This window comes from Enterococcus sp. DIV0755b, from assembly GCF_051713765.1.
Taxonomy (GTDB): domain Bacteria; phylum Bacillota; class Bacilli; order Lactobacillales; family Enterococcaceae; genus Enterococcus_C; species Enterococcus_C canintestini.
Genome location: NZ_JBIOQN010000001.1, coordinates 1,338,213 through 1,362,991, shown reverse-complemented (window position 1 = coordinate 1,362,991; position 24,779 = coordinate 1,338,213). Strand labels below are relative to the sequence as shown.

Genomic DNA, 24,779 nt, shown 5'->3' with positions numbered 1-24,779 from the left:
TTTTCCATCTCCTACCAAATGATCAAAAGCGTAAGTACCGAACAAACAAAAGCGATCCCCCAAAAAACCAGATCGATTTTCCATTCAGTCCAACCGCTCATCTCAAAATGATGATGGATGGGTGACATTTTAAATAGACGTTTACCGGTTAATTTGAAGGAGGCCACCTGCAACATTACACTGGCAGTTTCAACGACGTAAATAAGACCGATTAATAACAACGTCCATTCTTGATGTAACAAAATAGAAATCGCCGCCAGTAAGCCGCCAAGTGCAAGCGACCCTACATCCCCCATAAAAATCTTAGCTGGTTTGTGATTGTAAGGGAAAAAGCCCAATAGTCCGCCGATTACACTTAAACAAATGATCAAGACATCAAATTGGTTCTGCTTAAAAGCTATGATACCATAAGTTGCAAAGGAAATAACCCCCAAACCAGAAACCAAACCATCAATTCCATCGGTCAAATTAACTGCATTGGAAAAGCCCACTAGCCAAAAAATGACAAAAAGTCCATAGAGAATGCCTAAGTTTACTTCAATTCCAAATATATTTAAAAGATTGCTATTACCTTCTTTTAAAAAGACAAAATAAAAAATAACAGCACCGATGATTTGACCAATTAATTTCTGCAAAGAATTTAAACCCATATTGCGCTTTTTAAAAATTTTAATAAAATCATCTAGGAACCCTAATAAACCATATAAAAACAAAATGAACAATAAGATAAATAAAGAAGCTGTCAATTGATTTAACCAAGCACCGACCCATAGACCTGTTAAAACAGAAGCAATTAAAAAGACAACACCACCCATTGTAGGGGTCCCAGCTTTAACATTGTGCCATTTAGGTCCTTCATCTCTAATTTCTTGTCCGAATTGTTTGACGCGAAAATAGCCGATGAAAAGAGGCATGACTGCATAAGTCATCGCAAAGCTACTCACAATTGGTAAAATCATCTTTGTCCATTCCATTTTTAAAATCTCCTAGTTCTTTTTAATGTAATCATTTTTTTATAAAAAATGAAGCTTATTTTCTCTGCGCATATCATTCCTCTTTGGCAAAATACGCCAAGAGGAGTGATAGCATTTCTATTTGATAAATTTCAGATTATTGTGACATGGTAAATTCAATTTCCTGCCCGTCAATACGCTCATAAGGAGCTAAACTTTGCCCTGAACAGTAACCGTCACCTTTGAATGTAACTTTAACACCTAGTAAATCTCCCAGTTTCACCAAATCAGCTTTCGACCAATTGGTCACATCTGGCATATAGTACTCGGAGCCAGTGGTAAGTAAAATCAATTTTTCACCAGCTAATACTTTAGTGCCGTGAGGTGTTCCTTGCTCTTTAATTTTACTGCCAGTTCCAATTACAATTGGTACTAAACCATTTTTACTTGCGTCAGCTGCGGCACTGTCCTTACCTAAATTACGATAATCCGCAACTTCAATTTTTTCAGTATTTTCACTCGCAGAAGCGGGTTGATCATCTTTAAATTCCATTGCCCGTTTTAACAAAGCATTGCCGATGTCACCTAAAGCTTTTTGTTCCCAATGCTCTGGCATTTTCATTGTCATATACAAGACATATTCTGGATCTTCGGCTGGAATCATTTCAACTATGGAATACAGATATGCAGTATCGCCTTGGTAGTAGCCACCATTTTTTTCATCTGCAATTTGGGCCGTCCCTGTTTTAGCAGCAATTTTATACCCTGGAACATTATAAACACCATAAGCACTACCATAATCTTTACTTTCAATGACATCGCGCATATATTCCCGCACTTTAGTGGCTGTCTGTGCACTAATAGGATTGCCAACAACTTCTGGCTCTGTTACGCGTTCAGTTCCAGTTTGACTGTTTACAACTTTACTAATGTAATGTGGTTCTAACATTTTACCATTATTTGCTATCGCAGAAAAAGCCCGCATCATTTGGAAATTAGTCACACCAATCCCTTGACCAAATGAACTCATCGCCTTATCAACAATGTTATTAGTAGGTAAAATACCACTGTTTTCCCCAGGCAAGCCGGAATACGTACTTTGACCAAAACCAAATTTTTTCAAATAATTTTGCCACGTATCGCCCATTTTTTGTTCTAGCTTAACCATTCCGACATTACTAGACCAAGATAGCGCTTGGCGCATGGTTAATGTTCGTCTTTGTTCTTGATAATCCCAGTCGTTAATCGTTGCATCAGCGACTTTAATTTCACCAGACGTAAAGGTTTCATTTTCATTAAAAACACCATCTTCAATTGCAGCAGCAGTTGTCATGACTTTCATTGTGGAACCAGGTTCATAGCGATCTTCTACTAATAAATTCATCCAATTAAAGTCTTTATTAGAAAATTCCTTTTTCGTTTCAGGATTAAACGTTGGTCGTTGGCTCATGGCTAAAATTTCGCCCGTTTTTGCCTCCATTAATACTGCAGTAGCATCTTCTGGTTTATATTTTTTCACTGCTGTATCCATTAATGATTCTAAATACGTTTGTAGTCCGCTATCTAAAGTCGTATAAATATCTTGACCGTCTTTAGCGGCTTTTTTTTGTGCGACTGTACCAGGTAATGGATTTTGATAATTGTCTTTTTGATAGACAATTTCACCATCAGTTCCGCTTAAAATATCATTATATGCAGCTTCTAGGCCCATCTTCCCGACTAACCCTTTATCTACACCTTTGTCATCCACTTCTGGTTCAGCATAGCCAATAAAATGCGATGCAAATACGCCATTCGGATAAATACGATTAGGATGTTCATCAAAGTCTAACCCTGATAAACCTGCCTTTTCCATCGCTTGTTCGATTTTTTTCTTTTTTTCTAAAGTAATATTCTTACCCTTGCCAGAAAATTCAACTTGATACAATTCATTTTTTGCCCCCTCTTTTAAACGGGACACGACTTCTTTTTCATCTAAGCCTAAAATATCATGTAAAATGGTGGCAACTTTTTCATAGTCCTTACTTTGAACGTAGAGTTTTTTATTTCCTGTTTTATAATTTTTAGACAAAATAGCCTTTAAGGAATAAGATGTTGCATCTTCGGCAATTGCTACGCCATTACGATCATAAATAGTTCCTCTTTTAGCTTTTACTACTTTACTACCTTCATATAAGGCAGCAGTCTTCTTTTCCAAAGAAGTTCCCGCTACGTTTCCAACTACCACCAGATAACCTAAACGGGTGGCAAACAAAAAGAACAACCCAATACTCGTAGCAAAGAGAATAATCCCTACTTTTTTGCGGTTGTTCGTTGGATTTTGATTTTTCTTGCGGAAATACTTTCTAATTCGTTTAAAACGCATTTACTTCACTTTCCTTAAATTATCATCGTTAATTTTAAGTCCTTTTTTCTCCGCAATTTCTTTAATTCGTTCCGTTTTTGAAAGCTCGCTTTTTTCTTGTTCTAAACGGGTTTTTTCTTCGGCTTGTTGAGTCGTTTGTGCTTCAATTTGAGAAACTTCCCGTTCTAGCTGGCTAATATCTGTTCGAACATAAACTGTTAATACCGCCAAACCAATAATAGCAGCCAACAGAAAAATCCCAATGATTTTTTCCAAGCCACTAATCCGTTTTAATTTTCGAGCTGGCGAAGCTGGAATGCGAATAATTTCAGGACGTGGTGGCGTCGATGGTTTCGCTGACGGATTAGGTTGTTCCACTTGTGGTGCTGCTTGATTCATATCATAGTGATATTCACGTTTCGCTTCTGCCATTTCGACGCTCCTTTTTATTCTTTGATTCTTTCAGCAATTCTCAATTTTGCACTGCGGGAGCGATTATTTTCATCTAGCTCATCTTGACTGGCAACAATTGGTTTGCGATTAATTAATTTTAATTCCGGTTGATATTCCACTGGTACCACTGGTAAGCCTGGTGGTAAATCTTTCGGACTACTATATTCTTTAAAAATATTTTTAACCAGACGATCTTCTAATGAATGAAAGGTAATGACGCTGACTCTGCCTGTAACATTTAAAAGAGCAATCGCTTGTTCTAAGGACTTCTCAATTGCCCCTAATTCGTCATTAACGGCAATGCGGATTGCCTGGAAAATCCGTTTAGCAGGATGCCCACCTTTACGTCTAGCAGGAGCAGGAATTGCTTCTTTAATCAACTCTACTAGTTCTCCAGTCGTTTCGATTGGTGCTTTTTCTCTAGCCCGTTCAATTTGTCTGGCGACTTGCTTAGAAAATTTCTCTTCACCATAGCGATAAAAAATTTTCACCATTTCGTGATAATCATACGTATTGACTAAATCATAAGCCGAAAATGGAGCTGATTGATCCATCCGCATATCTAGTGGTGCATCTTGATGGTAACTAAAACCGCGACTAGCTTCATCTAATTGTGGTGATGAGACACCTAAGTCGTATAAGACGCCATCGACTTTTTCAATTCCATGTTCTTTTAAAGCAGCTGCTAGGTTGCGAAAATTATTTTTAATAAATGTCACTTTTCCAGCTGCTACAGCGTCTTTTAAAAATACCTTAGCATGATCAATTGCTTTTTGATCTTGATCAAAAGCATAGAGATGCCCATTATCATTTAATTGTGACAATAAATATTGGCTATGACCAGCACCACCTAAGGTACAATCAACATAAATACCGTCAGGTTTAATATTTAGTCCATCGACTGTTTCTTTAAGCATCACGGTGTAATGTTGAAATGAATCTGCCATTTAAGTTCCTCTTTCTATAAGCCAAAATCAATCATTGTTTCGGCAATTTCATCAAAGTTCTCTTCAGCTTCTTCTGAGAAAGCTTGCCATTTCGCTTCATCCCAAATTTCAATTCGATTACTTACACCGGTAATAACACAATTTTTGGTTAGACCGGCGTGTTTTCGTAAAGTTTGGGGAATATTAATCCGACCTTGTTTATCAATTTCACACTCAGTAGCTGCTGAGTAAAAAAAACGAACGAAAGTACGCGCATCTTTTTTAGCTAATGGCATTTCATTTAACTTTTCTTCTAATTTTTCCCATTCAGCATAAGGATAGCCAAAAAGACAACCATCAAGTCCTCTGGTAACAATAAATTTTTCGCCGAGTTTTTCCCGCAATTTTGCTGGGACGATTAAACGACCTTTGGCATCGATTGAATGCTGAAACTCGCCCATAAACATCGACAAAGACCCCCTGTCACCACTTGATATACACAGTCTACCACAATCCCCCACTTTCTACCACCAAATATGTATGGCGAAAAGCGAAGTTTTTTGACTTTTTTTCACCAAGGATAACAAAAGAATTAATAACAAATTCATTTCAGCTAAAAATCACAAAAAAGTTACAGAAAATACCATAAACTCAACACGACGATGAAAACATAAAATACCATCGTCAATAAGAAAACTAGTCGCCAAAACATTTTCAAGTAACGTCCATAAGCTAACTCGCCATAAAAATAAGCATGGAAAATCGCTAAACCAATTCCTAAAATTAATAATCCGATAATAAAATACGGCAGTGCAGAAAAAGCAAAAGTAGCTTGAGACACTTGATTGATTCCTAAAAACAGCAAAGGAACCGCTAAATCTGGGGCTTTTATTTTGAAACGTTTCGTTAAAGCAAAAGTGGTCACAAGAAAGTTGCAGGCAACCAAAACAATTACCGGAAAAATGTACCAAAATGCTAATAACGGTGTAAACTTTTCCATTTTTCATTTCCTCTCCATACCGCTAGGGTAACTATACTTGATTTTCTTTACATCAGTGTTGCAGTTCTTTTAAAAATTCTTGCAGTCACCTAAGTTTTTCTTAAGTTTTTATTGCCTTTCAAAAGAAATCCCACCGTTTTTCTATTATAATGTTTCATAAAGGATGTGACTACATGATTACGCATTATTTTCTTGAAGATAATCAATTAACTCCAACAAAAGACGTTAAAGAGTCACTTTGGCTTCATGTCGAAAAACCGTCACCCAATGAAATAGACTTTCTTTCACAAAAATATGAACTACCAAAAGATTATTTAACAAGTGTCTTAGATGACGATGAAAATGCCCGCGCAGAAGGACTAAATCAAGAAAACTTTCGGATTCCCGTTTTGCTATTATTACAGTTTCCTTATGTTTCAACCAGTCCAAGTGGCTATTTACAATTTAATACTTATCCTTTGGCGTTAATTATTACCCCGGATAAAAAACTCATTACAGTTTGTAATTATCATATGCCGTTTTTTAAAGATATTTTGGAAAAGCCGTTACCTAAAAACGATATGAGTAGTAAATTGAATCTGGTGTTACAGATTCTTTGGCACTTGGCTTTGACTTACAACCACGATTTAGCCGATTTAAGACATCAAGTCGATAAATTAGAAGGTCAAATACAAGTTTCTACTGAAAATAAGCATTTATATCAATTGATGGATATTCAAAAAAGTCTTGTTTTATTTGAAGCAGCGACAAAAGCTAATTTTAAAACCTTAACTAAATTAGCCAACACGACTGAATTTCAAGATCACCATGCTTATCATAATCATTTACACGATATATTGGTGGAAACAAAACAATCGATGACCTCTGCTAAAATTAATTTGCAACTGGTTAGCCAAATGAATGAAACCTTTTCTGCTATTGTGTCAAATAATTTGAACATTGTCATGAAGATATTGACTTCTTTAACAATTGTTTTAACTATTCCTACTATTATTGGGGGAATATATGGGATGAATGTTAAACTTCCCTTCGCAGAATCGGATAATGCATTTTTACTAATTACAGGGTTAACTATAATTATTTGTTATGTGGCAATTAAATATTTAAAAAAGAGGAATCTTTTGTGAATTTTACAGCAATTAACTTGAAGTACATGAAAAATAAGAGTAAACTCCAAGAGAAGAATTTATGTAAGGGTGGCCTTTATGAACGAAAAAAAATCCAGCAGCACTTTTAGTAAAGTAACTAAAGTTGTAATTTGGACTATGTTGATTTTGACTGTCGGTTCTGTCTTTTTAACAGCTATTTTAAGTGTCATGTAAAATCTATACTATTAAAAATAGCCTGGAAAAAGCAAATGCTTTTTCCAGGCTATTTTTTAATTATTAATGTCCAGCCATTGCTAGTAATTCTTTGGCGTGTTCTAGTGTTAACTCTGTCACTTCAGAACCTGCTAACATCCGGGCTATTTCGTTAACCCGTTTATTTTGAGGAAGTTCTGAGACGATAGTTTGCGTCCGTCCGTCGTGAATTTCTTTTTTAATATAGTATTGGTAATCAGCAATTGCCGCTACTTGAGGTAAATGAGTAATACACAAAACTTGAGAATTTTCAGCAATTTTAGCAATTTTTTCAGCAATCGCTTGTGCTACTCTACCACTTACACCAGTATCTACCTCATCAAAAACAATACTTGTAATTCCTTGATTTTGCGAAAATATCGTTTTTAATGCCAATAACATTCGGGATAACTCTCCGCCAGAAGCAACTTTAACTAGTGGTTTTAACGGTTCCCCTGGATTAGTAGTTAAGTAAAATTCCACTTCATCAAATCCAGCTTCTTGGAGTATTTTTTTTCCATTCAAAAAGCGTACTTCAAATTGACTGTGTTCCATATACAATTCCTTTAGCTCTGTGACGATTGCTTGGGAAAGTTTATGAGCAATTTGTTTTCGCTCTAAGTGGAGCTGCTCCGCTAAATTCCACGTTACTTCTTCTTGCTCTTTGACCTCTTTTTCTAAATGTTCCAACTGCCCTTCTGTATAAGCAGATTCCGTTAATTCTTTTGTGATCTCTTCATGATAGGCTAAAATTTCTGGAACAGTTTCGCCATATTTACGTTTTAATTGCCGAATTAACTCTAAGCGCTGGTTCACTTCTTCTAGACGCCCCTCATCAAAGGCTAAACTATCAAATTGGCGTGAAATATCGCCTGCTGCCTCTTGCAACAAATAAAAAGCTGATTGTAAATTTTCACTAATCGTTTCATACTCACTATCTAAATGCGCAATATCTTGCATGCTGGTCAAAGCTGCGCCTACACCGTCTAAACTGTTGCCTTCATCATTAGTTAAAAGGGCATAACTCTGGGCTAAACTATCGACAATTTTTTGATAATTACCGAGTTTTTCCCGTTCCTCCACTAGCTCTTCTTCTTCATTTGGCAAAAGATTGGCACTAGCAATTTCATCTTGTTGAAAATGTAACATATCCATCCGCTGGACATATGATTGCTCATTGGCTTGAATTTTTCGCATTTGTTGCTTTAAATGCTGATACGTTTCAAAAGCTTGGCGGTATTTTTCTAATAATCCTTGAAATTTTTTACCTCCAAATTGATCCAATAAATGCAAATGCCGCTCAGGTTGTAGTAGCTCTTGATGCTCATTTTGACCTTGAATATCAACTAAAAAAGCACCAATTCGTCGCAAATTAGCTAAAGTTAATGTCCGGCCGTTGACCCGACAAATATTTTTACCACTTTGGCTAATATCCCGCTGGACGATTAACAACTCGTCTTCTGTTTCAATCCCCAGCTCACTTAAAAGCTCATGAAACGCATGGTCATTTGGCAATTCGAATAGACCTTCTAAACTACATTTGGTCGCACCTTCACGAATATAGTCAGCCGAGCCACGACTCCCACATAAAAGCCCCATTGCATCAATAATAATTGACTTACCAGCCCCGGTTTCTCCGGTTAATGCCGTCATACCTTTATGAAATTGGAGACGCAAACTGGAAATAATGGCAAAATTCTTAATTCCTAATTCTACTAACATCTGCCTCAACTCCTGCTTTTATAAAAAGCGTAAAAATTCTTGTCGTAAGTCTTGCGCTACTGTTTCTGTCCGCGTAATCATTAAAACGGTATCATCATCATTTAAAACAGAAAATAAGCTTTCTTGAAATCTTTTTTCAATTAAATTAGCAATCGCAGAAGCATTACCTGGCAATGTTTTTAACACCACAAATTTCTCCATTTGATCAACAGAAACAAAGGCATCTTTTAACATTTTTTCTAATTTTACCCCTACATCTTCTGCCGTTTCAGCCGGTAAGCTGTAACGATAACCGCCTTCTTGGGAGGGAACTTTAATCAATTTTAACTCTTTAATATCCCGAGAAATTGTCGCTTGGGTAACCACCACACCCCGACTTTTTAATAACTCGACAAAGTCTTCTTGTTTTTGAATATTTTTTTCTGTCAACAAGCGGGTAATCAAACGATGACGCTCTTTTTTTCTCATAGCTTGCTCCTTCACATAAAATAAAGCCGCAGTAATTGAAACTACCTCCAATTGACACGCCTTTTCCTCAAAAATTATTTTACTTTGAATTCTTATTAATAATAACGTATTTTTCCGTATAAATAAAGGCAACACAAAACTAAAATTTGACGGTTAAGTTGACCTAAGAAAAGAAAAAACCAAACAGTTGCTGTATTGAAGTATTTACTATCACGCATGCTAGTAAAAATTACTAACATTTTCAATATAGCACCTGTTTGGTGATATTTTTTACAAAAGATTATTGCTTTAATTGTTCATGGGCTGCAGTTACAACAGTGGCAATATCAATCTCAGGGGCAATTAGAGGCATATTGCTTTTTTGTAAATGGGTAATAAATTCAATATTCCCCTCACCACCTTTAATTGGAGAATAATCGAGCCCTATTACAGAAAAACCATTTGCTAAAGCCATGGCTAACGTCTTTTCCAACACATTTTGATGAACTTTGGGATCTCTGACAATTCCATGTTTTCCTACTGCTTCTTTTCCTGCTTCAAATTGTGGTTTAATAAGTGCCATGACATCACCGTCTTCAACTAAAATCTTTGCCAATGGCGGCAAAATTAGACTTAAAGAGATAAATGAAACGTCAATCGTGGCAATTTGTGGTAATCCTTCAGTGAAATCCGCTGGTTTGCTATAACGAAAATTCGTCCTTTCCATCACAATCACGCGCGGATCTTGGCGTAATTTCCAGGCTAATTGATTATAGCCCACATCTAAAGCATAACTTAGCTTTGCACCATTTTGTAAAGCTACGTCGGTAAACCCACCAGTTGAAGCACCTATATCCAATAAAATTTTATCTTGCATAGTTAATTGAAAAACTTGCAAGGCTTTCTCTAATTTTAATCCACCACGTGAAACGTAAGGTAGTTTGGCACCTTTTAACTCCAACAGTGAATCTATAGGAATTTTCTCACCCGGCTTATCTAAACGCTCACTATTTTTTGCCAAGTAAACTAAGCCAGCCATAACCCCTCTTTTGGCCTGTTCTCTAGTTTCAAATAAACCTTGTTGGTGCGCTAAAACATCCACTCGTTCTTTTTTCATTTACGCTTGCACCTCCAAAGTCAATTCTTCGATTAAAGACATTAATAATTCCGGTTTGACCAATGAAGTCATTTGTAATGTTTTAAGACAGTCCTTTGTTGCAGCCAATTCAGCAGCTAATAATTGTGAACTTTTTGCAACACCTAATAAAGCTGGGTAGGTGCTTTTATTTAATGTAGCATCATGTCCGACGTTTTTGCCTAGCTCGTCTTTTGTTGCGGTAACATCAAGGAGATCATCGCGAATTTGAAAGGCAAGGCCCAAATGTTGCGCTAAAGTTTGTAATAAATCAACTACACTTTCTTCTTGTTCTGCTAACAAGCCACCAGCAGTCAAAGCAAATGTGAACAAAGCGCCGGTTTTACGCTGATGAACGAAGGCCATTTCCTCTAGGCTCAACAACTTCCCTTCCCCTTGAACATCTGCTGCCTGGCCGGCAACCATCCCCACGGTACCACTTGCTTTAGCTAAATTTTGTAATAACAATAACCGTAGCTCACTGGATACTTCTGCTCTACTTAATAAATGAAAAGCTTCAGTTAATAGACCGTCGCCTGCTAATGTGGCCATTCCCGCCCCAAATTTGATATGATTCGTTGGTATGCCACGGCGTAATTCATCGTTATCCATTGCCGGTAAATCGTCATGAATTAACGAATAAGTATGAATCATTTCCAAAGCCGCGGCGGTTTGATAGGCACCTAAAGTAATCTTCTGATTAAAACCGGCCATTGTAGCAAGTAGTAACAACGGACGCAAGCGTTTTCCCCCGGCGTCAATGGAATAGAGCATACTTTTTAATAATGTTTCATCTGTGGTCTGTTGTCGCAAAAATTGGCGCATTTCTGCTTCAACTTTTGTGAGATGAATTTCTTTAAATTCGGTCAATAAACTCATTTTTCTTCCTCTTCAAAGACAACAGCCTCGCCATTTTCTTGCATAATTTTAGTCAAAGCATCTTCTGCTTTAGTCAACGTTTCTTGGCATTGTTTACTCAACGTAATACCTTTTTTAAAAGCTGCTAATGCTTCTTCTAAAGGGACATCGCCTTGTTCTAGTTGCTTTACAATTGCTTCTAGTTCTTGTAGTGATTCTTCAAATGTTTGTTTAGCCATTATTTCCTCCATTTTACTCATCTGATTATTTAAAGTGAAAATCTTAAACTTATAATTTGTTCACTGCTTACTTTTCTTCAGACGTGATTTTTGTTACCGCAGCTTCTACCTGACCATCTTGGTAATGAATAACTAATTGATCACTAGGTGCAATTTCTTTTACACTTTTGATTACCTTTTCTTCTTTAGTCGTATAACTATAGCCTCTCCCCATAATTTTTAAAGGACTGAGTAAATCTAAAGATTGGACGACATTTTGAAAAGATTGCTGCTTTTGTTGGAAAAGCTGTTTCATACTTTTTTCTAAGCGTTCTTGTAAATAATTCTGTTGTTGTTTTAATTCATTCACCCTATTTTTAGGATTAAATTGCCTTAAATTGTGATTTAATTGCATCACTTTTCTTTCTTCTTCAAAAAGTCGGTTTTGTGTACTTTGCAACAGACGTTGGGTTAATTGATCTAACTTTATAGATTGGGCTTCATAAAGTCGTTCCGGCTGTCGCAGAACATAAGATGCACTTAAGCGTTCATAGCGCTCTTTTTTTAAAGCCAATTGATGCATAAAGGCCTGTTCTAATCGCGTTTGTTTTTCTTTAATTTTTAAAATTTCATCACTTAAAACCGGAACTGCTAACTCAGCTGCGGCAGTAGGTGTTGCCGCCCGCACATCGGCTACTAAATCTGCGATAGTAGTATCTGTTTCATGTCCGACCGATGATATAATTGGCGTCTTTGCCGCAAAAATAGCACGAGCAACTTTCTCTTCGTTAAATGGCCATAAATCTTCAATGGAACCACCACCACGTCCAATAATCATCGTATCAAAATCCCCAATGGCTTCTACGCGAGCAATATTAGTAACGACATCTCCTGCTGCTTTGTCTCCTTGTACGACAGTAGGAAATAAAGTAATTTCCGCAATAGGATACCGTCTTTTCACCGTTGTCATAATATCTCGAATCACAGCACCACTAGGACTAGTTAAAACCGCAATTTTTTTAGGATATTTGGGTAAGTTTTTTTTAGGCGCTAAAAATAAACCTTCTTTGTCCAACTTTGCTTTTAATTGTTCGTAAGCCTGATATAAAGCCCCAATGCCGTCTGGTTCCATTTGCTCGACATAAATTTGATAATTGCCACTGGCTTCATATAATGAAATGCGGCCAACAACAAAAACTTTCATCCCTTCTTCTGGTTGAAACTTCAATTTACTAAACGCACCTTTGAACATTACAGCCGAAATTTTAGCTCCATCGTCTTTTAAAGAAAAATATTGATGATTAGGTCGCAAACGAAAATTAGAAATTTCACCAGTCAAATAAACCTTTTCTAAATAGGGATCCACATCAAATTTGCGTTTTAAATATTTGGTTAAAGCCGTAACTGTTAGATACTCTTGGGCCATCTAAACACCTGATTTCTGCAAACGATACGCTTTAATGGTTTGATAAAGTAACATGGTAATGGTCATCGGACCTACACCGCCTGGAACAGGTGTAATAAAATCGGCCATTGGTTTGACAGCCTCAAAATCAACATCTCCAATTAGTTTATTATTCGCGTCACGGTTCATCCCCACATCGATTACAACCGCACCTTCTTTAACGTAACTTTCATCTACTAAATGTCCTACACCGACTGCGGCAACTAAAATATCTGCTTTTTTGGCAATTTCAGGTAAGTTTTGTGTTTTAGAATGTGCAATTGTCACAGTTGCATTTTCTTGTAATAAAAGATGTGCCATTGGTTTTCCGACAATATTACTCCGACCGATTACCACAGCATTTTTGCCGGCCACTGAAATATCATAAGCTGCTAAAAGTTTCATAATGCCATAAGGGGTACATGGAATCATTACTGGATCACCTGTAAACAAGCGACCAATATTTAAAGGGTGAAAACCATCAACATCTTTTTTGGGATCAATTGCTAAAATTACTTTTTCTTCGTCAATGTGAGCTGGCAGAGGCAGTTGGACCAAAATTCCATGAAACTGCTCATCTTGATTATACTTTTCAATTAAAGCCAACAATTCAGCTTCTGTAATTGTTTCAGGACGACGATCTACTTTAGAATAGATGCCCATTTTGCTGGCAGCGACTTCTTTATTGCGCACATAAATTTGACTCGCTGGATCTTCTCCTACTAAGATGACAACCAATCCAGGCACAGTACCATCTTTTTCTTTTATAGCCGCTACTTCGGTTTGCATTTTTGCTTGCATTGTAGCTGCTAATTTTTTTCCATCTAATATTTGGGCCATGAAAAATCGCCTCTTTCATTCATTTAGCCTTATTCTAGCACAGGGAGGTTTTGTTGTGAAAGTTCAGCAGATAATTTTACTGAAAATTTGGCAATCAAACAAAAAAGCAGCTAAGAATAATATTCTTAACTGCTCCAAGTTCTAGACAATTCTTATGCTTCCTTGGTTAAATCGGTGTTAATTGCTGATAAAACACCGTTAACAAACTTACGTGATTGATCGTCACTAAAAGTTTTTGTTAACTCTAAAGCTTCGTTTAATGCCACTTTATTAGGCACGTCTGCTTCATACATCATTTCATAACTGGCAATACGTAAAATACACAAATCCATTTTAGAAAGACGTTTAATACTCCAGCCTTTTTTCAAGTGTTTTTGAATCAATTCGTCTAAATCAGCCTTGTGTTCACAAACTCCAGCCACTAATTTATCCAAATATGCTGGTACAAAATTTTCTTGTTCTTCATCCACCATTTCGTGGTGTTCTAACTCAATCGCTTGCATAATGGCATCTTTTTTATCCAAATCTTGATTAAAATCAAGGGGAAACAATGCTTGTAGTGCCATTTTTCGAATCTCGTGTCGAGACAATTCTTTACTCATTTTCTTCCTCATTTTCAAATAATTCATCTAAATCTGGTGTTTCAACTTTTTCAGGTACCACTGCCACCACATGAACATTTACTTCTGCTAATTCAACATCTGTCATAAACAAGACTTGTTGTTTGACACGTTCTTGAATTTCCATAGCCGTTTTAGGTACAGAAATACCATACTTCATGTAGCAGTAAAGGTCAACCTTAATTCCATCTTCTGCAATGGTTAAAGATACCCCTTTACCGTGATTGGAACGCCCGAGTAATTCTGTTACATTACTCGTAAAACTTCCTTGCATGTCATAAACACCGTCAACTTTGGAAGCGGCAATTCCAATAATTACTTCAATCACTTCAGGAGCGATGACAATTTCACCTAAATCTTGATTTGTATCTAGTATTAAATTTTTTTCGTCAGCCACAATGACTTCCTCCAGTCTAATTACAATTATGCGCGAGAAACATAGGAACCATCAGTTGTATTGATGATTAATTTATCTCCTTGATTAACAAAAAACGGTACATTTACCGTAACACCGGTCTCCATTGTTGCAGGTTTTGAACCACCAGAAGAAGTATCTCCTTTGATATTTGGTTCTGTTTCAGCAACTTCTAAAACGACAGTATTTGGTAAATCGACCCCTAAGATCTCTGAACCATACATGATAACTGTTACTTCCATATTTTCCAACATATATTTTAGTTCATCTTTAATCTGTTCTGTCGGAATTTCAATTTGTTCGTAAGTGTCTAAATCCATAAAGACATGACTATCGCCACTTTCGTACAAATATTGCATTTTACGATTGTCGATTTGCGCTTTGGCAACTTTTTCACCGGCACGGAAAGTTTTTTCCTGAACAGCACCTGTTCGTAAATTTTTAAGTTTTGAACGAACAAACGCAGCGCCTTTACCAGGTTTCACGTGTTGAAAATCGACCACGCGCCAAATATCACCATCAACTTCAATTGTTAAACCCGTTTTAAAATCATTCACTGAGATCATGGCTATCCTCCTTATTTACAATTACCAAAAGGCTATAAAAAAAATCCTGCATATTCGTTAATAGTTTATCATTATTTTAAAACAAAGGCTATAAAAACCCATTTTTCAAATAGCAAAGACGACTCATACACAAAATGCAACACAGACTCCTTTGACTCTCAAGTAATAAGATTCAATTTTAATAAATTGTTCCTCAAATTTTTTATATTCCATCTCAAAGATACTATGAATTTGTTTCTAAAAGTATTGCAGTTATTTATTGCAAAAATCACCACTTCTTTATCAATAAAAAAACCACGCTACATCCTTTCGTAGCGCGGTCATAATTTCTATAAAATAATCAATTCTTTCGGTGATTTGGTTAGGACTTCATTACCTTCAGACGTAATTAACAAATCATCCTCAATCCGAACGCCACCAATACTAGGTAAATAAATACCAGGTTCATCGGTAATGACATTATTGACTACAAATTGCTTATCGGCTCTAAAGGAAACATTCGGTCCTTCATGAATTTCTAAACCAATTCCATGTCCAGTTGAGTGGCCAAAAGCTTCACCATATCCAGCTGCTGCAATGTGATCTCGGGCAATAGCATCCAATTGAATTCCTGTTAAACCAGGCTGTGCTGCTTCAATCACTTTTAATTGAGCCTCTAAAACGATTTGATAAATCTCTTTTAATTTTGTACCAGGATCTCCGATAGCAAACGTTCTCGTCATATCCGATACATAGCCATCATAGTAACAACCAAAGTCTAATGTAATCAAGTCACCTTGTTCAATTACTTTTTCACTTGCCACACCATGAGGCATTGCAGAACGTAAGCCGCTTGCCACAATTGTATCAAAAGAAACGCTAGTAGCTCCTAAAGAACGCATATAAAAATCTAATTGGTTAGCCACTTCAATTTCAGTCATGCCTGGACGAATAAATTTCAGCACATGCTCAAAACCTTGGTCGGCAATCTGACAAGCTCTTTTAATTGTTGCAATTTCATTTTCGTCTTTCACTTCTCTTAATTCTTCAATCATACCGTGAATTGGCACTAATGGCGTTTCTTCAATAATCTCTTCTAAAACGGAGTACTCAGAAAAACTGACAAAGTCTTCCTCAAAAGCAAGTGCATTAATATTTTCGTCTGCACAAATTTTTGCTACTTCATCAAAAATTGGTCCTACGTTTTTAACTATTTCAAAGTCTGGTGCTTGAGCTGCTGCTTGTTCTGTATACCGAAAGTCTGTTACAAAAAAAGCTTTATCTAAAGTAATTACAGCTAAACCAGTCGTGCCAGTAAAATTAGTTAAGTAACGCAAATTATATGGACTTGTTATTAAAAAACCATCCACTTGTTCTTTACGCATTGCTTGTCGCAGTTTTTCTACACGTAACATCATCATTAAATTCCTTCTTTCTTTTGCATTTCCTTATTCATTATAGCAAATAAGCCACAAAATAAAAAAGATTGCGACAATATTATCATAGCTACCATAAAAAAATTCTTTGTGTTAGCCGCAATATAATTTTGGCCAATACAAAGAATTAACAAAATGAGAACAAGCAAAACAAAATTTTTCTAAATTGTATCTTACTGCTTCGTTTTTCCAAAGAAAAATGAAACGACAGCAACAATAATAACCGCGCCTAAAATTGCAGGGATTACAGCCATTCCAGCCACATGTGGTCCCATATCGCCAAACAAAGCCTGCCCCACAGAAGCTCCTGCTAAACCAGCAATAATATTAAACAAACAACCTCTTTTTTCACCGGTAATGCCACCAGCAATCGCACCAATAATAGCACCTACGATTAATGTCCAAAGCATATTTCCCACCTCTTATTCTTCACTATTTTACTTCAATTTATGGTAACACATTTCAAAAAAATAATAAAAATATGTAATCAAAAAAAAATAACCATAAAAGCATAAGCCTTCACGGTTATTGGTTCTTTTTCGTTAATTTCATTTTCCATCCCTTTAAACCACGTTTAACAACTTGGAAAAAGGTTAATGAACGCACAAGATGATCAGCTGGAACATAATTGCCTATCGCCCGCAACACTTTTTTTGGTTGCTTTGAGGAAAACGAATAAATCCCATTTTTCTTTGTTTGAATAGCATAGCGGGGAATCCACTTACCTTTTAAATAAACAGAAGCTACGACAAAATCCACTTCTTCCCAAGGGATCTGAATAAATTTATTAATATCGCGATCATTATAAAATTCAAAGGCCTTATCCCCGACCATAATTTTACCATATTCACCGATGCCTAAATAAGACGTTGCATCAATGGTTAAATCGACCTTCGTATTTAAAGACTGAACCATTACTGACACTCCATTCATGGATATTTATTAAGTATTATAGCTAACATTTGTCCTCAATGTAAAATAAAAGCTCAGGGAAAAGTCCCTGAGCACTTGTAAAAAATCCAATTACATGATGTGTAATACGTGTAAACCAACACCGACAATAAACAAGCCAATGATGATAACGATTGGAGAAACTTTTTTCTTCAATAACCACATGCAAAGTAATGTTAGTAATAAACCAGCAAGGCCTGGAATCAATTGATCCAAGTTATCTTGTAATGTTGTAACTTTTGTAGGTGTTTGAGAAAGACCAGCACCTACTTGACTGAAGGCTTCTTTAATACCTTCCCAACCATCAGGTAATTTATCCCAGTGGATGTAAGCTTTGTCGTCTAATTGAACTTCTGAGACAACCGGTGTAAATTTAACACTTACCCAACGTTGTACCAATGAACCTAAAACGAACATCCCTAAGATAGAAGCACCTTTAGTAACTTTTTGTAATAAACCGCCAGATAAGTCATCTGTAATTTTAGAACCAGCTTGGTAACCAAATTCTTGTGTGTACCATAAGAATGCAATACGGATAATATTCCAAGCAAAGAAGAATAATAACGGACCCATGATGCTACCGCTCATTGCAAGTGAAGCACCTAGCGCACCTAACATCGGACGTACAGTAAACCAGAATACTGGGTCACCCACACCGGCTAAAGGTCCCATCATACCAACTTTAACCCCTTGAATTGCAACATCATCAACAGGTGCACCATTGGCACGTTCTTCTTCAAGAGCTAATGTAACCCCTAATACTGGAGCTGCTAAATATGGGTGTGTATTAAAGAATTCCAAGTGACGTTTTAAAGCTGCCGCACGATCTTCTTTAGTAGTATATAATTTTTTGATTGCTGGGATCATTGCGTAAGCCCAACCACCGTTTTGCATACGTTCATAGTTCCATGAACCTTGAAGGAACATTGAGCGGAACATGACACTTCTACGGTCTGCTTTTGTTAATTGAATTTTTTCAGCCATTGTTTGTTCTCCTCCTTCAAGATTAATAGTCGTTCAAAATATCGCCTAATGGGTCACCAGTATTACTGCCACCGCCGTTACCTGAACCACCTGTTTCTTCTAAGTGTAGGTAAATTAAAGCGATAGAAATAGCTAATGCACCTAATGCGATTAATGTTAGTTCTGAAATTGCAGCCACAACAAAACCAATAGCAAAGAATGGCCAAACTTCACGTGTTGCCATCATGTTGATAACCATTGCATAACCTACGGCTACAACCATACCACCACCGATAGCCATACCATCTGTTAACCAAGCTGGCATAGATTCTAAGAAATTACGAACAGTGTCAGCAGGAATCAATAGTAAAGCTGCGGCAGGAATTGCAATACGTAAACCTTGCATACAAATTGCAATCCATTGCCAGATTTCAATTTTACGATAGTTGCCTTCTTCAGCAGCACTATCCATAATATGGATAATTGGCACGGCTAAAGTACGTGCAATCATTGTTAAGAATAAACCAGCAACAGCTAATGGGATAGCAACGGCAACAGCAGATGCAACCCCTGCTTTACCTTGTCCACCTAAAACTAAAATAATTGCAGATGCGACAGCTGCTAATGCAGCATCGGGTGCAACTGCGGCACCAATATTTGCCCAACCTAGGGCGATCATTTGTAATGAACCACCTAAGATGATTCCGACTTCTAAGTTACCAGTTACTAAACCGATCAACGTACATGCTACTAGTGGTTGGTGGAATTGCCATTGGTCCAAAATACCTTCCATACCAGCTAAGAAAGCTACGATGACCACTAAAATCATTTGGATTATGTTTAAATCGTGCATGATTAAGCCTCCTCTTTCTTATGTCTAATTGGCATTTGCCAATTCAGTTTTTGCTTTCTTCAACAATTCGTCAAAGTTTTCTTTTGAATTGCTTGGTACTTTACGTACATCAAAAGTAATGCCTTTGTCTTTTAGTGCTTCGAAAGTTTTAACATCTTCTTCGTTCATTGACAACACTTTGTTAACAAGAACTTTACCAACTGAATGGGCCATTGAACCAACGTTAACTTCTTTAATATCAACGCCACCTTCAACAGCTTTCAATAAATCTTCAGGGTTTTCAAATAACAACAAAGCTTTTGTATTACCAAAGCGTGGATCTTTGGCTACTTCAATCATTTTAGCGATTGGAATAACATTAGCTTTAACACCTGGAGGAGCAGCTTGTTCAATTAATTTTTTACGCAAATCATCTTTAGCTACTGCATCAGAAACTACGATAATACGATTAGGACCAACTGCTTTAGTCCAAGCAGTCGCAACTTGACCATGTAATAAACGAGAGTCAATACGTGCTAGAACAAATTTGATATGACCATCACCTAAAACTGTTCCTGGAGGGATAGCCCCTGTCGGTTGTGCAGCTCCAGCTGCAACTGGTGCAGTTGTTTTTGGTTCCAATTCTTCTGGTTTAATCCGCACACCTTCTTTTGCTGTTTCAATGATATGAGCTGCAATTTCTTGTGCAGAGTTCATTGAAAAACGTGATGCATACGCTTCAATAACCATCGGCAAGTTCATGCCAGCGACAATTGCCCATTTGTCTTTGTGCGCTTCAAACAAGTTATTAGCTTGGTTGAATGGTGTACCGCCCCAAAGATCGACCAAGAATAATACTTCATCTTGATCATCAAAAGACTTGATCGCTTCTTCCATTTTGGCTCTTACATCATCAGGTCCTTCACTAGGCATTAACGTTACTGCTTTAACGTTTTCTTGTTCTCCGAAAATCATTGCACCGGATTGCAAGATGCCTTCTGCGAATTCTCCATGACTAGCCAGGATAATTCCTACCATCTGTATACCTCCTATTAACATTTTTGTTTTAATAATCGTCTAAAGTATAAATAAATAATTTCTAAAAAGGGCGACGATTAAAACCAACTAGACAAAATTTTCCTTTTCCAACAATTCCATTAAGTAGACTTTGCGATCGGCCGGAACTTTACGAAGCTCTAATTCAATGCCTTGTTTTGCCAAGTATTCAAACGCTTCAACATCTTCTTGATCTAAAGAAACAAAGTTTGTCAACATTTTCTTGCCTACTGTAAAACGCATGCCCCCGATATTAATTGAAGTCAATTTGACGCCACCTTGTACCAAGCGTGCGACTGCATGTGGATCGGTGAACAACAACATGACTTTTTGCCCGGCCAATAAATCTTCATGATAAAGCGTAATCATTTTTTCTACGCTAATGACATTTGATTTAATTCCAGGCGGAGATGCTTCTTGCAACAAAAAACGACGTAATTGATCCTGGGCCACTTCATCTGAGACGACTAAAATGCGTTCAATCCCGGTCTGTTTTGACCAAGCTGTTGCGACTTGTCCGTGAATCAGACGATCATCAATGCGCGCTAAGCGAATATCAATGCTCATAAGTAACCCTCCTACTTAACAAAACTGAGCAGCAAAAATTTTAAACTCTGCTCACTTCAGAGTATTTCACCTCCTGTGTCATTTATATATAAGCAAGATGTGTGCCAACTTTAAAGACGACACACAATTTTGTAAATCCTTAATTATAAAGAATTATTTATGAATTTTACGACACACAAAAAGCGATACACTGCGTTAATGTGTATCGCTTTTTGTGTGTCATTTAGATTTCTTCTGAAGATACAGTTTTCTTGTCAGCTTCTGCCACTCGTGTTTTAATTACTTCCAAAACATAATATTCCTCAGCCGAAGGAATGTTCAGGCGCAACATACGTCCAAAGGATTGAATGTGATTGTGCACTTGATCATAAAGAGGTTCAGTTATTAATTGGTTAGCCTCAGTTGTAGTGACGGCTAGCGGCTGCTTTAATAAAACACGCTCTAAAATCCCCGCAGTATGTAAAGCCAAGTTAATTTCTAAACCAAATTCATGATCGCTTAAACCGACATCTTCAACTAAATTAGTGACAAAATCCCAGATTGGTTGCGCCAATTTATCGCCATTAATAAAGGTAAAGTTTTCACGAATAAAATGCTTAATCAAATCAACTGCTTTACTTGCTTGCATCGCTTCTTCTGGATAAGTAATTAACTGGTCATGATCTAATAATAGGCGATTTAAAATTGCTTTGACATCTTGGTTAATAAAACGATCCAAGGGAATAAAAGGAGCACTGATTTTAGGATCAACAATCCCTGTTGCAGCTAGCAAATCATACTCTGCTTGGATTTTTTGTAAGTGTTCTGGTAAGGTGACAACTGATTGCGTAATAACTCGGAGTTGTTTTTGTTCTCCGATTAAGGAACGTTCGATAATTTCTTTAATCCGCTGGGCAGTTCCTTCACCAGAAGCGCAGACTGCTAAAATAGCAGTTGGTTTTTTAGTGGCCTCGCTATTATTTTGTTCTTTTAAAGTATAGCCATTGAATTTGCGTAACGCATCATATAAGCTGTCTAAATCCGTCCCCAGTACCGATGCTTTACGGACTGTTTCTAAAACAACAGCCGTCGTCACCATATCAATAGTTCGCACCTCAATACCAGTATTTTGAGTAATCTCATTGCCAAAAGTCGCTAATGACCCCATATCCACAAGCAGCATCACGCCAGAACCGTCATCTACATCCATGACTGCCTGGCTTACTTTTTCTAAAGCAACTTTTGGAGGCATATCAAGGGGCATATCGACAGCTTGCACTTGATCAATATCTAATAATTGCGTTACTACTTCCACCATACTAGTTGCGGTACTGTTACCGTGAGCCGCCACCACCACACCAATTTTGCCATCTTTTTGGTTGGCCCTTAAAGAAATTAGTAGTACAGCTAGGTAATAATCTTCACTCTCAGGAATTTCTACTGCAAAACTTTCACTAATATAGTAGCGAATTTTGCGGGCAATTTGAAACTCCGCCGGAAATCCTGCCACCATCTGACGAATATTATCGTTAGTACTGCGCTCTTCACCGTGTTCCAATTTTTTCAAAAAAGAACTAATGTGCAGACTCATGGCGTAAACAAAATTTTGTTGAAAAGCATAACCTAATTTTTCCCGTACCATGTCATAAATGCGATTTGTTGTATCAATTACTTTTTGATCAACAAACTCCGCTAATTTATTATCTGCATTAAAAGCAAAGCCATGATTTTTATAAAAGGATTTTAAATGGACATTGATATCTGTTGAGATAAAATGGTTAATCGTCTTTTGGTCTAATCCGTCTGCTTTTAATAGCGCAGCTTTATCACCGATAATATCATATAAATTATAAGGTAATTCATAAGTATCTTGTTGAATCAAAATCATCTGATCATTCGGTGTAATCACAATCTTGGGATCTAAAACTTTTGAGAGCTCATTTAACGCTTCTCTTTTATTAGCTAATAATAACAATCCCGACCGTATGCCTTCTGGTAAGTCGTCAATTGTGATATTCATTTCTTCACTGTTCATGTGGTTTAAAAAGCCCCGGGCACAAACAAGTTGGACGTTTGACTTTAACTGGCCAATATTCCCATAACTGACGCTGCCAATTAAGGCCTTTACCACATCTTCAGATAATGAAATTTGTCGATCAATCCGACCTGCTTCTTGAGCTACCATCACTTTTACCAAATCAACTTTTTCACTAGCAGGACGCTGATCAAAAGCGGGCAATTGAATGTTAATTGGAATTCGTCTAACAAAAGTATCCAGTAAAGAAGAACTCGGATCTTCTGTTGTGGCACCCACAATGCGAACGTCAGCTCTATGATTTTTACTACTTTCTCCTAAACGAGAAAAAGTACCATGATCCATAAAATAAAAAACCATTTCCTGACCTTCAGGAGGCAAACGATGAATTTCATCTAAAAAGAGCATCCCCCCATCAGCTTGATCAATAATACCTGTTTTATCTTGCTCTGCCCCAGTAAATGCCCCTTTCACATAGCCAAATAAATGGCTCATCAGCAATTCTGGATTATTAGCATAGTCGGCACAATTAAAAACAATTAATTCTTTTTCTCCATCAATAACTTGACTTGTTACCGCAAATCGAAACATCGCGTGAGCGAAATAAGTTTTACCCGATCCAGTCGGTCCGGTAATCAAACAATTTAACCCTTTAGGCGGATATAAAATCGCGGCTTTCGCCTGCTCGACTGCATTTTTCATACTACCATTCGAACCGATAATACGTGAAAAAATATCCCCGCGAAGGAATTCTTGTGAGCCATTATTTTTTTGTCTAGCGGAGGGATTTTCTTTATAACTTTTTACGTGCTCTTTTTTAGGATATGGCTTTTGTGTTGAACTATCCATTTGAAGCTCTGCCTTTTCAGAAACAGCATAACGAACAGGTCGGCCATCAATTTTAATTAAGCGTTCTGCCCGCACCAATTTGTTCAAATCTTTACTAACATTCGTGCGTTGCAACATAAGTCCTTCTGCCACATCATTTGTGGTGAGCCCGGTTTGAAACTGATCATTGCTGGCAACAAACTGATAAACACGTTCAATTCTCTTTGTCATTGCGTCTCCTCACCTTATTTGCGCTAGTGTATCATCTGTATTGTTTCATTATAACTTTTTTCGATTAAAGCGCAAACTAAAAAGCCATTGAAGAATATGTCATTGCTCCAATGGCTTTTCTACTATTACCGATAAATTGTATCACACAATCCTCAAATGCCCAGATGCGGCATAAACATAATAAAAGAACCGACAAAAATTAACAACGCCGCCAACTGAAATGTTTCAGACAGCACGATATTTTGTTTTGCTGTTTTTTTCTTTAAAAGAGCTACCCCCAATAATAGCAAGCCAAAAATAAAACTTCCCACTCCAATTACACTCATCTTTTCACCCCTTACAAGATTTCATGCTTTTCTCAAATAGAAATAACACTTGTTTACTCATTAAAAGCAGTGTAACAAAATCAAATGTAATTCGCCTTTTAAAGAACTATCACCCAACGAACAATTTTGTAAGTTAAAAAGACATCTTACTTTACAGTAAATAAAAAAGTGCTAAGATAAGAAATGTAATACGACCTGTTAGTCAAGCGGTTTAAGACGCTGCGTTCTCAGCGCGGAGACACGGGTTCGAATCCCGTACAGGCTATAAAAAAGACTTGCGCATTTTGTATTGATTCTAAAAAGCGAGATTTTTAT

General features: G+C 37.0%; 27 protein-coding genes and 1 tRNA gene. 3 read left to right on the top strand and 25 right to left on the bottom strand.

Going from position 1 to position 24,779, the window contains the following annotated elements; all coding sequences use genetic code 11:
- Positions 1 to 11: 11 nt before the first annotated feature.
- From mraY to IGI65_RS06455, 6 genes are all read right to left on the bottom strand, one after another.
- Positions 12 to 974 (bottom strand): phospho-N-acetylmuramoyl-pentapeptide-transferase, encoded by a 963-nt coding sequence (gene mraY, locus IGI65_RS06480; RefSeq protein ID WP_071863625.1) that lies wholly within the window; start codon positions 972 to 974, stop codon positions 12 to 14.
- Positions 975 to 1,110: 136 nt separating this feature from the next.
- Positions 1,111 to 3,318: a penicillin-binding transpeptidase domain-containing protein gene (locus IGI65_RS06475; RefSeq protein ID WP_438773616.1), complete on the bottom strand. Its 2,208-nt coding sequence runs from the start codon at positions 3,316 to 3,318 to the stop codon at positions 1,111 to 1,113.
- Positions 3,319 to 3,729, bottom strand: a complete 411-nt coding sequence (gene ftsL, locus IGI65_RS06470; RefSeq protein WP_412259291.1) for a cell division protein FtsL — start codon at positions 3,727 to 3,729, stop codon at positions 3,319 to 3,321.
- A 14-nt stretch (positions 3,730 to 3,743) separates the two neighbouring features.
- Positions 3,744 to 4,697 carry a 16S rRNA (cytosine(1402)-N(4))-methyltransferase RsmH gene (gene rsmH / locus IGI65_RS06465; RefSeq protein WP_438773615.1) on the bottom strand — a complete coding sequence of 318 codons (954 nt, stop codon included), beginning with the start codon at positions 4,695 to 4,697 and terminating at the stop codon, positions 3,744 to 3,746.
- Positions 4,698 to 4,711: 14 nt separating this feature from the next.
- Positions 4,712 to 5,143 (bottom strand): division/cell wall cluster transcriptional repressor MraZ, encoded by a 432-nt coding sequence (mraZ, locus tag IGI65_RS06460; RefSeq protein WP_071863621.1) that lies wholly within the window; start codon positions 5,141 to 5,143, stop codon positions 4,712 to 4,714.
- A 164-nt stretch (positions 5,144 to 5,307) separates the two neighbouring features.
- Positions 5,308 to 5,676 (bottom strand): DUF3397 domain-containing protein, encoded by a 369-nt coding sequence (locus IGI65_RS06455; RefSeq protein ID WP_071863620.1) that lies wholly within the window; start codon positions 5,674 to 5,676, stop codon positions 5,308 to 5,310.
- A gap of 173 nt (positions 5,677 to 5,849) precedes the next feature.
- Here IGI65_RS06455 and IGI65_RS06450 point away from each other — a divergent pair, with 173 nt between their 5' ends.
- On the top strand, positions 5,850 to 6,803 hold the full coding sequence (locus IGI65_RS06450; RefSeq protein ID WP_071863619.1) for a magnesium transporter CorA family protein: 954 nt from the start codon (positions 5,850 to 5,852) through the stop codon (positions 6,801 to 6,803).
- 78 nt (positions 6,804 to 6,881) lie between these two features.
- A complete protein-coding gene (locus tag IGI65_RS06445; protein WP_071863618.1) occupies positions 6,882 to 6,998 on the top strand; it encodes a DUF4044 domain-containing protein in 117 nt (38 codons plus the stop codon).
- A gap of 63 nt (positions 6,999 to 7,061) precedes the next feature.
- On the opposite strand, the gene recN is transcribed toward IGI65_RS06445, so the two are convergent.
- From recN to IGI65_RS06350, 19 genes are all read right to left on the bottom strand, one after another.
- Positions 7,062 to 8,738 (bottom strand): DNA repair protein RecN, encoded by a 1,677-nt coding sequence (recN, locus tag IGI65_RS06440; RefSeq protein ID WP_438773614.1) that lies wholly within the window; start codon positions 8,736 to 8,738, stop codon positions 7,062 to 7,064.
- Between the two features lie 18 nt (positions 8,739 to 8,756).
- On the bottom strand, positions 8,757 to 9,206 hold the full coding sequence (gene argR / locus IGI65_RS06435; RefSeq protein WP_438773613.1) for an arginine repressor: 450 nt from the start codon (positions 9,204 to 9,206) through the stop codon (positions 8,757 to 8,759).
- Between the two features lie 280 nt (positions 9,207 to 9,486).
- Entirely contained in the window at positions 9,487 to 10,302 is an 816-nt protein-coding gene (locus tag IGI65_RS06430) for a TlyA family RNA methyltransferase (protein ID WP_438773612.1), read from the bottom strand.
- Positions 10,303 to 11,199, bottom strand: coding sequence for a polyprenyl synthetase family protein (locus IGI65_RS06425; RefSeq protein ID WP_438773611.1), 897 nt, complete (start codon positions 11,197 to 11,199; stop codon positions 10,303 to 10,305).
- On the bottom strand, positions 11,196 to 11,417 hold the full coding sequence (locus IGI65_RS06420; RefSeq protein ID WP_071863613.1) for an exodeoxyribonuclease VII small subunit: 222 nt from the start codon (positions 11,415 to 11,417) through the stop codon (positions 11,196 to 11,198). The genes IGI65_RS06425 and IGI65_RS06420 overlap by 4 nt, the downstream gene beginning before the upstream one ends.
- A gap of 67 nt (positions 11,418 to 11,484) precedes the next feature.
- Positions 11,485 to 12,822, bottom strand: coding sequence for an exodeoxyribonuclease VII large subunit (gene xseA / locus IGI65_RS06415; protein WP_438773610.1), 1,338 nt, complete (start codon positions 12,820 to 12,822; stop codon positions 11,485 to 11,487).
- Complete coding sequence (locus tag IGI65_RS06410; RefSeq protein ID WP_438773609.1) at positions 12,823 to 13,680, bottom strand: bifunctional methylenetetrahydrofolate dehydrogenase/methenyltetrahydrofolate cyclohydrolase; 858 nt, start codon at positions 13,678 to 13,680, stop codon at positions 12,823 to 12,825.
- A gap of 152 nt (positions 13,681 to 13,832) precedes the next feature.
- The gene (gene nusB / locus IGI65_RS06405; protein ID WP_071863610.1) at positions 13,833 to 14,282 is read right to left on the bottom strand and encodes a transcription antitermination factor NusB; all 450 of its coding nucleotides are present in this window, start codon (positions 14,280 to 14,282) and stop codon (positions 13,833 to 13,835) included.
- Entirely contained in the window at positions 14,275 to 14,697 is a 423-nt protein-coding gene (locus tag IGI65_RS06400; RefSeq protein ID WP_071863609.1) for an Asp23/Gls24 family envelope stress response protein, read from the bottom strand. The genes nusB and IGI65_RS06400 overlap by 8 nt, the downstream gene beginning before the upstream one ends.
- A gap of 26 nt (positions 14,698 to 14,723) precedes the next feature.
- On the bottom strand, positions 14,724 to 15,281 hold the full coding sequence (gene efp, locus IGI65_RS06395; protein WP_071863608.1) for an elongation factor P: 558 nt from the start codon (positions 15,279 to 15,281) through the stop codon (positions 14,724 to 14,726).
- Between the two features lie 329 nt (positions 15,282 to 15,610).
- Entirely contained in the window at positions 15,611 to 16,678 is a 1,068-nt protein-coding gene (locus tag IGI65_RS06390) for a M24 family metallopeptidase (protein ID WP_438774416.1), read from the bottom strand.
- Between the two features lie 191 nt (positions 16,679 to 16,869).
- Positions 16,870 to 17,106, bottom strand: a complete 237-nt coding sequence (locus IGI65_RS06385; RefSeq protein WP_071863607.1) for a GlsB/YeaQ/YmgE family stress response membrane protein — start codon at positions 17,104 to 17,106, stop codon at positions 16,870 to 16,872.
- Between the two features lie 115 nt (positions 17,107 to 17,221).
- Positions 17,222 to 17,611 (bottom strand): DUF956 family protein, encoded by a 390-nt coding sequence (locus IGI65_RS06380; RefSeq protein ID WP_095007112.1) that lies wholly within the window; start codon positions 17,609 to 17,611, stop codon positions 17,222 to 17,224.
- A 108-nt stretch (positions 17,612 to 17,719) separates the two neighbouring features.
- Positions 17,720 to 18,631 carry a PTS system mannose/fructose/sorbose family transporter subunit IID gene (locus IGI65_RS06375; protein ID WP_071863777.1) on the bottom strand — a complete coding sequence of 304 codons (912 nt, stop codon included), beginning with the start codon at positions 18,629 to 18,631 and terminating at the stop codon, positions 17,720 to 17,722.
- A 22-nt stretch (positions 18,632 to 18,653) separates the two neighbouring features.
- On the bottom strand, positions 18,654 to 19,463 hold the full coding sequence (locus IGI65_RS06370; protein ID WP_412259390.1) for a PTS mannose/fructose/sorbose transporter subunit IIC: 810 nt from the start codon (positions 19,461 to 19,463) through the stop codon (positions 18,654 to 18,656).
- A 24-nt stretch (positions 19,464 to 19,487) separates the two neighbouring features.
- Positions 19,488 to 20,480, bottom strand: coding sequence for a mannose/fructose/sorbose PTS transporter subunit IIB (locus IGI65_RS06365; protein ID WP_071863604.1), 993 nt, complete (start codon positions 20,478 to 20,480; stop codon positions 19,488 to 19,490).
- A gap of 87 nt (positions 20,481 to 20,567) precedes the next feature.
- Positions 20,568 to 21,059, bottom strand: a complete 492-nt coding sequence (locus IGI65_RS06360; RefSeq protein WP_180708274.1) for a PTS system mannose/fructose/N-acetylgalactosamine-transporter subunit IIB — start codon at positions 21,057 to 21,059, stop codon at positions 20,568 to 20,570.
- Between the two features lie 229 nt (positions 21,060 to 21,288).
- A complete protein-coding gene (locus tag IGI65_RS06355; protein WP_438773608.1) occupies positions 21,289 to 24,138 on the bottom strand; it encodes a sigma-54-dependent transcriptional regulator in 2,850 nt (949 codons plus the stop codon).
- Positions 24,139 to 24,290: 152 nt separating this feature from the next.
- Positions 24,291 to 24,464: a hypothetical protein gene (locus IGI65_RS06350; protein WP_169818335.1), complete on the bottom strand. Its 174-nt coding sequence runs from the start codon at positions 24,462 to 24,464 to the stop codon at positions 24,291 to 24,293.
- 192 nt (positions 24,465 to 24,656) lie between these two features.
- Between IGI65_RS06350 and IGI65_RS06345 the strand changes: the two genes are divergently transcribed.
- Positions 24,657 to 24,729: transfer RNA gene (locus tag IGI65_RS06345), tRNA-Glu, on the top strand.
- Positions 24,730 to 24,779 lie beyond the last annotated feature (50 nt).

Coding starts and splice junctions, on each gene's coding strand:
- IGI65_RS06445 (WP_071863618.1), top strand. CDS start 6,882: ATGAACGAAAAAAAATCCAGCAGCACTTTTAGTAAAGTAACTAAAGTT.
- argR (WP_438773613.1), bottom strand. CDS start 9,206: ATGAGAAAAAAAGAGCGTCATCGTTTGATTACCCGCTTGTTGACAGAA.
- IGI65_RS06425 (WP_438773611.1), bottom strand. CDS start 11,199: ATGAGTTTATTGACCGAATTTAAAGAAATTCATCTCACAAAAGTTGAA.
- IGI65_RS06450 (WP_071863619.1), top strand. CDS start 5,850: ATGATTACGCATTATTTTCTTGAAGATAATCAATTAACTCCAACAAAA.
- IGI65_RS06475 (WP_438773616.1), bottom strand. CDS start 3,318: ATGCGTTTTAAACGAATTAGAAAGTATTTCCGCAAGAAAAATCAAAAT.
- nusB (WP_071863610.1), bottom strand. CDS start 14,282: ATGAGTAAAGAATTGTCTCGACACGAGATTCGAAAAATGGCACTACAA.
- IGI65_RS06350 (WP_169818335.1), bottom strand. CDS start 24,464: ATGAGTGTAATTGGAGTGGGAAGTTTTATTTTTGGCTTGCTATTATTG.
- IGI65_RS06390 (WP_438774416.1), bottom strand. CDS start 16,678: ATGATGTTACGTGTAGAAAAACTGCGACAAGCAATGCGTAAAGAACAA.
- IGI65_RS06420 (WP_071863613.1), bottom strand. CDS start 11,417: ATGGCTAAACAAACATTTGAAGAATCACTACAAGAACTAGAAGCAATT.
- xseA (WP_438773610.1), bottom strand. CDS start 12,822: ATGGCCCAAGAGTATCTAACAGTTACGGCTTTAACCAAATATTTAAAA.
- IGI65_RS06430 (WP_438773612.1), bottom strand. CDS start 10,302: ATGAAAAAAGAACGAGTGGATGTTTTAGCGCACCAACAAGGTTTATTT.
- IGI65_RS06455 (WP_071863620.1), bottom strand. CDS start 5,676: ATGGAAAAGTTTACACCGTTATTAGCATTTTGGTACATTTTTCCGGTA.
- IGI65_RS06410 (WP_438773609.1), bottom strand. CDS start 13,680: ATGGCCCAAATATTAGATGGAAAAAAATTAGCAGCTACAATGCAAGCA.
- IGI65_RS06380 (WP_095007112.1), bottom strand. CDS start 17,611: ATGGTTCAGTCTTTAAATACGAAGGTCGATTTAACCATTGATGCAACG.
- IGI65_RS06365 (WP_071863604.1), bottom strand. CDS start 20,480: ATGGTAGGAATTATCCTGGCTAGTCATGGAGAATTCGCAGAAGGCATC.
- rsmH (WP_438773615.1), bottom strand. CDS start 4,697: ATGGCAGATTCATTTCAACATTACACCGTGATGCTTAAAGAAACAGTC.
- recN (WP_438773614.1), bottom strand. CDS start 8,738: ATGTTAGTAGAATTAGGAATTAAGAATTTTGCCATTATTTCCAGTTTG.
- IGI65_RS06355 (WP_438773608.1), bottom strand. CDS start 24,138: ATGACAAAGAGAATTGAACGTGTTTATCAGTTTGTTGCCAGCAATGAT.
- efp (WP_071863608.1), bottom strand. CDS start 15,281: ATGATCTCAGTGAATGATTTTAAAACGGGTTTAACAATTGAAGTTGAT.
- ftsL (WP_412259291.1), bottom strand. CDS start 3,729: ATGGCAGAAGCGAAACGTGAATATCACTATGATATGAATCAAGCAGCA.
- IGI65_RS06370 (WP_412259390.1), bottom strand. CDS start 19,463: ATGCACGATTTAAACATAATCCAAATGATTTTAGTGGTCATCGTAGCT.
- mraY (WP_071863625.1), bottom strand. CDS start 974: ATGGAATGGACAAAGATGATTTTACCAATTGTGAGTAGCTTTGCGATG.
- IGI65_RS06375 (WP_071863777.1), bottom strand. CDS start 18,631: ATGGCTGAAAAAATTCAATTAACAAAAGCAGACCGTAGAAGTGTCATG.
- mraZ (WP_071863621.1), bottom strand. CDS start 5,143: ATGTTTATGGGCGAGTTTCAGCATTCAATCGATGCCAAAGGTCGTTTA.
- IGI65_RS06385 (WP_071863607.1), bottom strand. CDS start 17,106: ATGCTTTGGACATTAATCGTAGGTGCTATTATTGGTGCGATTGCTGGT.